The 10,959-nt window shown below is 60.7% G+C and carries 8 protein-coding genes, 1 tRNA gene and 1 pseudogene; 3 read left to right on the top strand and 7 right to left on the bottom strand.

Translation table 11 applies throughout. The features are described from left to right. Positions 1-8: 8 nt before the first annotated feature. Entirely contained in the window at positions 9-1,790 is a 1,782-nt protein-coding gene (gene tadA, locus DW003_RS08025) for a tRNA adenosine(34) deaminase TadA (RefSeq protein WP_118388477.1), read from the bottom strand. Positions 1,791-1,841: 51 nt separating this feature from the next. Here tadA and DW003_RS08020 point away from each other — a divergent pair. Beyond that, positions 1,842-1,931 (top strand) — tRNA-Ser (locus tag DW003_RS08020). A 2-nt stretch (positions 1,932-1,933) separates the two neighbouring features. Here DW003_RS08020 and DW003_RS08015 read toward each other — a convergent pair. Then, positions 1,934-2,518, bottom strand: coding sequence for a TetR/AcrR family transcriptional regulator (locus DW003_RS08015; RefSeq protein ID WP_158573212.1), 585 nt, complete (start codon positions 2,516-2,518; stop codon positions 1,934-1,936). A 211-nt stretch (positions 2,519-2,729) separates the two neighbouring features. Here DW003_RS08015 and DW003_RS08010 point away from each other — a divergent pair, with 211 nt between their 5' ends. Then, positions 2,730-3,281 (top strand): LemA family protein, encoded by a 552-nt coding sequence (locus tag DW003_RS08010; RefSeq protein WP_082421874.1) that lies wholly within the window; start codon positions 2,730-2,732, stop codon positions 3,279-3,281. Between the two features lie 298 nt (positions 3,282-3,579). On the opposite strand, the gene DW003_RS08005 is transcribed toward DW003_RS08010, so the two are convergent. Together DW003_RS08005 and DW003_RS08000 are read right to left on the bottom strand one after the other, a co-directional pair. After that, a complete protein-coding gene (locus DW003_RS08005) occupies positions 3,580-4,632 on the bottom strand; it encodes a branched-chain amino acid aminotransferase (RefSeq protein ID WP_022093821.1) in 1,053 nt (350 codons plus the stop codon). Positions 4,633-4,920: 288 nt separating this feature from the next. Next, positions 4,921-5,568 carry a DedA family protein gene (locus DW003_RS08000; RefSeq protein WP_117848562.1) on the bottom strand — a complete coding sequence of 216 codons (648 nt, stop codon included), beginning with the start codon at positions 5,566-5,568 and terminating at the stop codon, positions 4,921-4,923. Positions 5,569-5,792: 224 nt separating this feature from the next. Here DW003_RS08000 and cysE point away from each other — a divergent pair, with 224 nt between their 5' ends. Then, a complete protein-coding gene (gene cysE, locus DW003_RS07995; protein WP_118388475.1) occupies positions 5,793-6,497 on the top strand; it encodes a serine O-acetyltransferase in 705 nt (234 codons plus the stop codon). Between the two features lie 111 nt (positions 6,498-6,608). Here the strand turns inward: cysE and DW003_RS07990 are convergent, their stop codons facing one another. The 3 genes and pseudogenes from DW003_RS07990 to DW003_RS07980 form a co-directional block, all read right to left on the bottom strand. Continuing rightward, positions 6,609-8,612: an ABC transporter ATP-binding protein gene (locus DW003_RS07990; RefSeq protein WP_118388473.1), complete on the bottom strand. Its 2,004-nt coding sequence runs from the start codon at positions 8,610-8,612 to the stop codon at positions 6,609-6,611. A gap of 1 nt (position 8,613) precedes the next feature. Beyond that, positions 8,614-10,338 carry an ABC transporter ATP-binding protein gene (locus DW003_RS07985; protein WP_118388471.1) on the bottom strand — a complete coding sequence of 575 codons (1,725 nt, stop codon included), beginning with the start codon at positions 10,336-10,338 and terminating at the stop codon, positions 8,614-8,616. A 149-nt stretch (positions 10,339-10,487) separates the two neighbouring features. Further along, positions 10,488-10,580: pseudogene (locus tag DW003_RS07980) on the bottom strand (GTP-binding protein); the annotation flags it as partial. Positions 10,581-10,959 lie beyond the last annotated feature (379 nt).

Genomic DNA, 10,959 nt, shown 5'->3' with positions numbered 1-10,959 from the left:
CTACTTTTCTAGATGCGGCCGAGGTCGTAGGCTCGCGCGGCAGACTCGCCGGCGCAGATGAGGTTGGTTGCGGCTTCTTGCGGATCGAGTGCCTGCTCCAGGTCCATGGGCTTGCGGCAGACCGGCAGCACAAGGTCGATGCCCTGCCCATACACCGCGTCCAGATTGTCGGCGCGACCACCCACGACGGCGACCACCGGCTTGCCACACCGCTTGGCACGGCGCGCCACGCCCACCGGCGCCTTACCGGCGGCGGACTGCTCGTCCATATTACCCTCGCCCGTTATGACCAGGTCGACATCGCGCACGCGCTCGTCAAACCCCACGAGATCGAGCACCGTCTCCACGCCCGAACGCAGCTCCGCCCCAAGCGCCAGCAGCGCGGCACCCAGGCCACCGGCAGCGCCCGCGCCGGGCACGCCGAGCACCGAGCAAAATGTCCGCGCACCCTCGGGCACGCGCAACAATCCCTGAGCCCGAGCCTCGACAATTGCCGTATCGAGCAGACGACCGTAACCGACCATCCAGCTGTCGCACCTGCTCAGTGCCTCGGCGTCACCCGTCGGCAAGCCTTTCTGCCCGCCAAACACCGCCAATGCGCCCCGACGCCCCACGAGCGGATTCTCGACATCCGAAAGCGCAACGATACGAGCGTCATCCAAAGTCTGCAGCGCTGGCGCCAAATCAACGCTCGCCACCTGCTCAAGGCCGGCAAGACCGGGGGCGACATCGCAGCCCCGATCATCGACCACACGCGCGCCCAGCGCCTGCAGCATGCCGGCGCCACCGTCGTTGGTGGCGCTGCCGCCCAGACCAATATAGAGTGTCTTTGCGCCCTTGCGAACCGCACGGAGCATCAGCTCGCCCACGCCATAGGTCGAAGCCGCAAGCGCCGCCGATTCCGTGCAAGGTGAGTACCCGATGCCTGCGGATTCGGCCATCTCAATAACAGCCGACTCGTGCTCGCCGTCCACTAACATCCGGGTAGGCACACGCTCGCCAAAGGGACCTGCCACCTCGCAGGTCACAATCTCACCGCCGCACGCGGCAACGGCATCGAGCGTTCCCTCGCCACCATCTGCCAGCGGCAATGCGTGCACCTCGGCATCGGACCAAACGCGGCGCACGCCTTCGGCAACCGCCGCCTCCGCCTGCGCACTCGACATGCTGCCCTTAAAGGAATCGATCGCCAGCAGCACGCGGCGGGGCCGGCGGCGCGCAAGACCAAAGTCAACCGCCGTGCCAGCATCCTCACCGGCACCTGCAAGCGCTGCGGCGTGAGCGGCGTGCGCGTCAAGATCGGTCCCACAACCGCAATCAGCGCCGCCCGCTCCGCGCAGACCGCCAAAATAGCTACTCAGCAGCTCGCGGCATTCATCCGCCAAGACCCCAGCCGTCACGTTAAACCGATGATTCAGGCGCGAATCGGCATTCAGGTCATACAGCGAGCCCAGCGCACCCGCCTTGGCATCAGCCGCGCCATACACGCAGCGCCCCACGCGCGCGTTGACCATAAGCCCCGCGCACATGCAGCAGGGTTCCAACGTCACATAGACCGTGCAATCGGAAAGGCGCCAGCGGCCAAGCGCCTGGGCGGCGGCGCACACGGCCGCAAACTCGGCATGCGCCGAAGGGTCCTGGTCGAGCTCGCGACGATTATGCGCCCTCGCGACAATCTCACCCGCGTGCACCACCACAGCGCCAATGGGCACTTCGCCCACCGCAGCGGCGGCGCGCGCCTCGGCCAGTGCCTCGCGCATGAACTTCTCGTCGATTTCGGTGATCGTCATCGTTCGCCTTCCCTGTTGCAAATTCAAAACGATGCTATCATTACGACTCACGGAGAGATGGCAGAGCGGTTGAATGCGGCGGTCTTGAAAACCGTTGAGCGCGAGAGCGTTCCGGGGGTTCGAATCCCCCTCTCTCCGCCACTTTAGTGATGCACCGGCGTCATGGTCCGCTCAAACAGTGCATCGACCACGTCGGCCATCTCAGGTCGACGCTCAAGATTGTGGCCCGATTCCCACCATATCGTGAAAAGTCGAATAATACCGCCGGCGACAAACTCAGACGTCGTCTCGAGCGACACGGGGGCCAGGGCATCCTCGGGAAGCACGTTCATCACACGCTCGCGGATGGAGCGAGCAATGCGGTCGCAAATAACGTTGGTCAACATGCCCGACATGCTGCTTGCCAAAATGTTATCCATGAGCTGCTCGTGCGCCAGAATCAAATCCATGGCATCGTCCAAAATCGCGTGCCGAAGCGCGCGCACGTCCTCGGCAGACACTGCACCGGCCTCATCGGGCTGTTTTTGCGGCAAACCCGACATAAGCTCATCGATATAAAAGGCAAAGTAATCGTTCTTGTCGCGAAAGTGCTTGTAGAACGTCGTGCGGCGAATCATGGCGCGGTCGCACAGCATGGCAACCGTCAGGTCCTCAAAACGATGCTCCTCGAGAAGCTCGGTGAAGGCATCGAACAGGGCGCGGTAGGTTTTCTTAATGCGAAGGTCCACTGGTATCGCCATCCTCAGGGCAAAGACAACACTCGTCAATCTGTCGCATATCTTACACCTGTACCTCGCGCGCTTTGCCCCGGTGCCGACCCCGCCGAAAACACAACGCTTGCCGGAAAGTTCGGCACGGCAAAACGTTGCGGGTATACTAGTAGCGTTATACCAACGGCAGCTGGCGCATGCCGCCGCGGCCATTCGAAACGGAGACATCATGATTACCGTCATCATCGGCATCGTTGTTGTCATTGTGATTGTCTGCGCCATCGCCGGCATCTACAACAACATGGTCACCAAGCGTAACCGCATCGATAACGCCTGGCAGAACATCGATACGCAGTTGCAGCGCCGCAACGACCTGATCCCCAACCTGGTCGAGACCGTCAAGGGCTACGCCAAGCACGAGCAGGAGACGCTCTCCGCCGTGATCAGCGCGCGTAACACCGCCGTCAAGGCCACCACACCCGAGGCCAAGATGGAAGCCGACAACGTGCTGACCGGTGCGCTGCGCCAGCTCTTTGCCGTGGCCGAGGCCTACCCCGACCTTAAGGCAAACACCAACTTTACGCAGCTGCAGGCATCGCTCGAGGATACCGAGAACAAGATTAGCTATGCACGCCAGAGCTACAACGACTGCGTGCTCAGCTACAATAACGCCATTCAGACGTTCCCGGCTGTCATCTTTGCCGGCATCTTCCAGTTTAAGGAGCGCCAGGGCTTCGAGGCCGCCGAAGCAGCCCGCCAGGCCCCGACCGTCAAGTTCTAAACAACAAGGCCGAGTCTTAAGCCAGTTCATCAACCCTTTGGGGCCCAAGGCACAAACCTTGGGCCCTTTTCGTATCCACGCACAACGCGCGGCCAAAAGGCCGCGCACCATCTTTATTCAGATCTATATTGCCTGTAACGGCAGCGCCGAGCCCGCAGGGCGGAGAGCAAGTTCCCTCCCGGCGCACTCCGCAGGACGCAAAAAGCCCTCGCCGCACGAAGTGCGCAGCGAGGGCTTCTTGCATGTCCGAGGACGCGCCGGGAGGGAACTTGCTCTCCGCCCGGATGGGTAAGACAGCTTACGCGACGGTGTAAACCCAGTTGTGCTTATCCTCGACAGCACCGGACTGGATACCAGTCAGGGTCTCGCGAAGCTTCTTCATCACGGGGCCGATCTCGGTGTAGCCAGCCGGGAAGGTCACGGTCTCGTCGGCACCATAAACCTTGTTGTCGATCTCGCCCACCGGGGAGATGACGGCAGCGGTGCCGCACAGGCCGCACTCAACGAAGGTGCCGGCCTTGACCTCGGCCCACTCGACGGGACGCTGGTCGACGGTCATGCCCAGATCCTCGGCGACCTGAACGAGCGAACGGCGGGTGATGGAGGGCAGGATGGAGTCGGTGTGGGACTGCGGAACGACGAGGGTGCCGTCCTCCTTCACGAACAGCACGTTAGCGCCGCCGGTCTCCTCGACATAGGTGCGGGACTCGGAGTCGAGATACAGGTTCTCGGCATAACCCTCGCGGTGAGCCTCCATCGTGGGCTTGAGGGACATAGCGTAGTTGAGGCCGGCCTTGATGTTGCCGGTGCCGTGCGGTGCGGCGCGGTCGTACTCGGAAACGCGCAGCTTAACGGGCTTAAGGCCACCCTTAAAGTACGGACCGACCGGGGTCACGAGGATGCGGAACGTGTACTCAGGAGCGGGAGCCACGCCGATCACGTCACCGGAACCGATCATAAACGGACGCACGTACAGGGTCGCGCCGGAACCGAAGGGCGGAACCCAGGCGGCGTTGGCAGAAACGACCTGCTTGACGGCCTCAACGAACTTGTCCTTGGGGAACGGGGGCATCTCGAGGCGCTGGGCAGAGTTATACATGCGCTCGGCGTTCATGTCGGGACGGAAGCAGACGATGCTGCCGTCCTCGGCGGTGTAGGCCTTCAGGCCCTCAAAGACCTCCTGGCAGTAATGGAAGATGCCACCGCACTCGGAGACATGCAGGGTGTGGTCGGTGGTCAGGCCGCCCTCGTCCCACTCGCCATCCTTCCAATGAGCCTCGTAGCTGTAATCGGTCTTCATGTAGCCAAAGCCGAGGCTACCCCAATCGATATCCTTCTTCTCGACAGTCATATGTCGCTCCTTACATACACAGTTGCATACTCGCGAACCCGCACGCAAGGACCGAGGCCGATCGCGTCGCAACGTCGCACGCCCGGAGCGTAGAGCCGGACGGGACACGCGAACAGCATCGAAGCCGATGGCACGTCGATTCGCATGCACGAGATTGTACTCCGCACGCGCGTAGGATAAAACGTTTTTCTTTAACTAACTAAAGTATTTTCATTTGACCGAAGCAAAAAGGCCCGCCACCGTAAGCGGTGACGGGCCTCGACTGCACGGTTTGCGCGCCGGCTCGAGCTACGCGTTCTTTTTGCCCAGCTTTGCCTTAACCAGACCGACCACGGTAGGGATGATCGACACGGCAACGATGCCAACGATTAGCAGCTCAAAGTGCTCCTGCACAAAGGGAATGCCACCAAAGAAGTAGCCCAGCAGCGTAAAGAGCGTCGACCAGGTAATGCCGCCTAGCACGTTAAAGATGACAAAGTTACGCCAGTGCATGCCGCCCATGCCGGCGATAAAGGGCACAAAGGTGCGAATAAACGGGAAGAAGCGGCCCAGGAAGATGGCCAGGTGACCCCACTTGTCCAAGAAATCCTCGGACTTTTTAATGCGCTCGGGCGTCATGGCCTTCACCTTGCCCGAGGCGATGATCTTTTTGCCGAAGAAGTGACCAATCATAAAGTTGCATTGATCGCCCAGGATGGCCGCGGCCCATGCGGTGGCCAGAAGCGCCACGATGTTAAAGCCGCCGTTATGGGCAAAGAAGCCCGAGGCAAACAGCAGTGAGTCGCCGGGAAGGAACGGGAAGAACACCACGCCCGTCTCGATAAAGATGATCAGGAACACGCAGCCGTAGGCCATGAGCGGGCCGGCGGCGATCCAGCTGGCGATCGCAGTGCGCGGATCCTTAAGCAGCTCGGCGATAAAATTGATGAAACCCATGAAGTAAAACCTCTCAGTTGTGGGCGCGGACACGTCCAAGTTGACCAGTATACGGTTGCGGCGCGAGGACAGGCCAAACCCCTCAAAAGTCTTACTTCATTACCAGCAAGTTTGCATAACTGACACCTGTCGCCTAAAGCAAAGCAAGATTGCCCTTCCTAATCCCTAGCGAATCGCTATACTTTATTGAATCGCATTGCCATGGCGCTAAGGGAGGGCGGCCGGTGAGCTTTATCAATACCATTCGCGAGGACATCAAGACCGTCCAGGCGCAGGACCCTGCCGCGCAAAATGGCCTGGTCATCTTCCTGTCCTACCCCGGCCTGCACGCCAAGTGGAATCATGTGCCCGAACACTGGCTGTGGGAACACGGCCATCGATCGCTTGCCCGCGTGCTCTCGCAGTTAACCCGCCATATCACCGGCGTCGAGATTCATCCCGCCGCGCAGATCGGCAAGCACTTCTTTATCGACCACGCCATGGGCGTCGTTATTGGCGAGACTACCATCGTGGGCGACAACTGTGTGCTCTACCAGGGCGTCACGCTCGGCGGCACCGGCAACGAGACCGGCAAACGCCACCCCACCCTGGGCAATAATGTCACCGTGGGCACGGGCGCCAAGGTGCTTGGCAACATCCACATCGGCAACAACGTCAAGATCGGCGGCAACTCGGTCGTCGTCAAGGACGTGCCCGACAACTGCACCGTCGTGGGCGTGCCCGGGCGCATCATCAAGCGCAACGGCTGCCGCGTGTTCGAGGAGAGCTTCGACGCCAAGCAGCATCGCGAGTACATGCCCGACGATGCCGCCGAGCAGAGCGCCCTCAACCGTCAGGGCATCACCGAAAACGCCCGTCGCGTCAAGGAACTCGAGCAAGAGGTGGCCGAGCTCAAGGCCCTCGTCGCCAAGTTCGTGGACGAGCGCTAGGGCCGCGGGCAACCGCCACAGCATGAACGCCAACACAAAAGGCGTGCCAGGGAATCCGCCCCCGGCGCGCCTTCTTTTCGATGTGACATGCGGGACTGTCCCTTTGTCACCTTATGCGAACTGGCTTAGGTAGAGGTCGGCATAAGCGCCCTCGGCAGCCAGCAGCTCCTTGTGCGTACCCTGCTCGATGATATTGCCGCGATCCATGACCAGGATGAGGTCGGCATCGACGATCGTCGACAGGCGGTGCGCGATCACAAAGCTGGTGCGCCCGCGCATGAGCGCGTCCATGGCGCGGCCGATGGCGAGCTCGGTGCGCGTGTCCACGCTCGACGTCGCCTCGTCCAGGATGAGAATCGCCGGGTTGTTGAGCAGCACGCGCGCGATGGTCAGCAGCTGGCGCTGGCCCTGGCTAATGCTCTCGGCATCGTTGGCCACCCGCGTGTCATAACCCTGCGGCATGGTGCGCACAAAGAAGTCGACCTGCGCGGCGCGCGCAGCCGCCACGATCTCGTCGCGCGTTGCCTCGGGGCAGCCGTAGGCGATGTTTTCGGCAATCGTGCCATCGAACAGCCAAGCGTCCTGCAGTACCATGCCAAACTGCTGCCGCAGCTCGCCGCGGTCCATACGGTTCGTGTCCACGCCGTCGAGCGTAATGCGGCCGCCGTCGATCTCGTAAAAGCGCATGAGCAAGTTGATGAGCGTGGTTTTGCCCGCACCCGTGGTTCCCACCACGGCGATCTTCTGACCCGGCTCGGCGGTAAACGACACGTCTCGCATAAGCGGCTTGTCGGGCGCATAGCCAAAGCGCACATGCTCAAAAGCGACACGGCCTTCCACTTTGCCCGGCAGCTTGGCGGCGGCCACCGGCAACGGATCGGCCTCCATCTCGGGCTCGTCGAGCAGGTCGAACACGCGCTCTGCACTCGCCAGTGCGCTCTGCAGCGAGTTAAAGGTAAACGACAGCTCCGTCATGGGCTCGGACGCCTCGTTGATAAACTGGAAGAACGCCTGGAACACGCCGACGGTCATATGCCCGGCAACCAGCATGCTGCAGCCCACCAGCGCGATCACGATCTGCGCCAAACGGCCGATAAAGCGCACCGCGGGGCCGACGGCGTTAATCATAAAGTCGGCCTTGGTGCTCACGCGCGCCAGCTCCTTCGAAGCCTCGTGCACCTCGGCAGAGCTCTGGCGCTCGCGGTTAAACGCACGGATCACCAGACGGCCCGAGTAGCCCTCCTCGACCGCGCTCGTAATCTTGGACACCCACTCCTGGCGCTCGCCCGTCACATCGTGCGTGCGGCGCGACACGACCTTCGTCACCAGCAGCGAAAGCGCCGTAAAGAACAAAAAGACGAGCGTGAGCGGCACGCTAAACACGAACATCACGCTCACGGCGCCCACCACGGTACCGATCGACACCAGCAACTGCAGCAAGCCGCGTTGCATGCTCTCGGACATCTTGTCCAAGTCGTTGGTCGCACGGCTGACGACCTCGCCGGGACGATGCGCGTCAAAGTAGGCAAGCGGCAGACGGTTGAGCTTTTGTGCGATGCGGTTGCGCAGGCGCAGGTTGAGGCGTTCGGCCACGCTCGACATCAAAAAGCTCTGGAGCGCGTAGAACGAGGCGGCGGCAGTCCAGATCATAAAGTAGATAAAGATGGTCCTGCCGCAGTTCTCCCAGGTAATGCTGAAGGTGGTGTTGTTGGCAAACGCCAGCTTCATGTGCCCCCACAGCTCATCGATCACGCGGGCGCTGTAAGCCGGCGCCGCGGTGTTAAAGATGGCATAGAACACGATACTCGCGAACACGATATAGAAGCGCCAATGGTCGCCGGCGGCCTCGCTCCACAGGCGGCGCACCGTCGCCCAGGTGTCGCGGGGCGTCTCGTCCTCGTCCTCGTCGTCAACGTCGCGCATGCGCTCCGCCTCGGCGCGGGCGCGCTCGTCCTCGGCGCGCTCGTTTTCCTCGTAGAGTGCCTGGCGGCGAGCCTCGCGCTCCGCCGCTGCCTTGGCGTTTTCGTCCAGGTCGGACGTGGCGCCCGTCTCCTCGACTGTTTCTGCAGCCGCGGCGTCATCGGCGATGCTCCACTTCTTGAGCTCCTCGGTCATGCTACTCACCTCCCTTCATCTGCGATTCCGCGATAGCGCGGTACACCTCACAGGTTTCCATGAGCTCGTCGTGCGTGCCTAGGCCCACGACCTCACCGTCCTTGAGCACCACAATCTGATCGGCATGCAAAATAGTCGAGATGCGCTGGGCGATGATGAGCACCGCGGCATCGCGCGTCTCGTCCTGTAGCGCATGGCGCAGTGCCGCATCGGTCTTAAAGTCCAGGGCCGAAAAACTGTCGTCGAAGATATACAGATCAGCGTGCTTCATGAGTGCGCGGGCAATCGCCAGGCGCTGGCGCTGACCACCCGAGAAGTTCGTGCCGCCCTGGGCCACCGGCGTATCGAGCCCCTGGGGCTGGTCGAGCACAAAGGTGCTCTGGGCAACCTCCAGCGCATGGAGCATGTCAGCCTCGGTCGCGTCTTCGTTGCCAAAGCGCAGGTTGCTCGCCAACGTACCCGAGAACAGCCATGCCTTCTGCGGCACATAGGCGATACGCCCGCGGATATCGTCTTGCGAAAGGTCGCGCAGATCGACGCCGTTCAGGCGAATGGCGCCCTTCGTGGCATCGTGGAAGCGAAGCAAGAGCTTGGCCACCGTTGACTTGCCCGAGCCCGTCGAGCCCACGATCGCGGTCGTCTGTCCGCGGCGGCAGGCAAAACTCAGGTTGTACAGGGTGTCCTCGTCGGCATCGTCAAAGCGAAACGACATGTGGTCGAACACGGCCACCGTGTCGGCCCCATCTGCGGACTCAGGTGTCCCGTCGCCCAGCGTAGCCTTACCGTCCACGATGCTCGGCTCGATTTCGAGCACCTGCTGTGCACGGCTGAGGCACGCCGCGGCACGCGGAAGCGTCAGCACCACCACCTGCGCCATCATCACAAAGAACAGGATCAGGATCGCGTACTCCAGCACGGCCGAGATGCTGCCGATTTGCATGGCATGGACGCCCACGCGGTTGCCGCCCACCCACAGCACCGCCACCTCGGCGATATTCATCAAAAAGAAGCTGGAGCTGTCGAGACCCACAAACAGGTGGTTGACCTTGATGGCATTGGCTGCGTAATCGCTAAACACCTCGTCCAGGCGCTGCTCCTCGTGGCGCTCCTTGTTAAATGCGCGGATGACGCGCACGCCCACGATGTTCTCGCGCAGCACCACGTTCATGCGGTCGATAAAGCTCTGCAGGCGCATAAAGATCGGCGCGGCGTTGGCAACGGTAAAGACCGCCGCCACCAGCAAGATCGCAACGACCACGCCCAGCAGCGTGCCCATGGCAGGATCGATAAACCAGGCAAAGATGATGCCCGCCACGGCCAAGAACGGTACCGGTAACACCAGCTGAATCGTCTGCAGGATCGCTTGCTGGATCACGTTGATGTCGTTGAGCGAGCGCGTGATCATCGAACCCGTACCAAAGCGCTCAAAGTCGCTGGCGGACAGCTCGAGCGACTTATCGTAGACGGCGTTGCGAATGTCGCAGGCCACATTGGCCGCCAGACGGGCCGAAAGATAACAGCCCAGCACCGCACCACCGCTGGCCATGCCGGTCGCGATGAGCATATACACGCCGTTGCGCAAGATGTAGTCGATATCACCCGTCGTGATACCAGTATTGACCATATTCGCCAGCATCGTAGGCACCAGCAGCGTGCCGACGTTATCTATCAGCAGTACAAACAGCGTCACCGCAATCAGCCCGCGATACGGCCTCATAAATCTCATTAAGAGTCGCATGTCTCCCCTTCGCCTTTGTCGTCAGCCTCGTTCTCGGCGGCCACTTGCCGTTTAAATGCCTCGCACTCTTCGTTAAGAACATGGGAGAACTTACCGACCAAGCGCATGATCTCGCGCTGTTCCCACGGCTCGAGCGCCTCGATTGCTCCGCTGGTATATAACAGGCTCTCCGTCAAGGTCGTCTTACCTGCGTCTACATGAGCAAGAATGCCAATATTGATGATTTTCATATGATTGTCCTCCATACAAGGCCCAGAAGGGCGCAAAAATCCCCAGCGACAAATACTTTTACCGCTGGGGATGATAGGTAGGACACACATGAAAACTGCGGCCAAGGCTGGCCGTTGTCTATCACGATATGAAATGAAAAGGCAAAAGTATTCTAAAATTGGGTACAAAAACCAAGCCCTCTCCTTGAGGACGTTTGTCTTTGTTCCCATTATCAAATTTTATTTAAGAATACCTTGCCGCATATTGATAAACTCCTTTGCTTGGATTTTTATAGTATAGCATATCAAATTCCCAAAAGCAACCCTGTTAAGATAAATTTTTTCTGTCACTGCACCTCCCTTGATTGGCAACTTCATCCGAACACCTCCCATATTCATC

It is taken from the genome of Collinsella sp. AF36-3AT, from assembly GCF_003475205.1.
GTDB classification, from domain to species: Bacteria; Actinomycetota; Coriobacteriia; order Coriobacteriales; family Coriobacteriaceae; genus Collinsella; species Collinsella aerofaciens_AF.
Note: the sequence above shows the minus strand (reverse complement) of the source record. Positions and strands in the feature narration are given on the sequence as shown.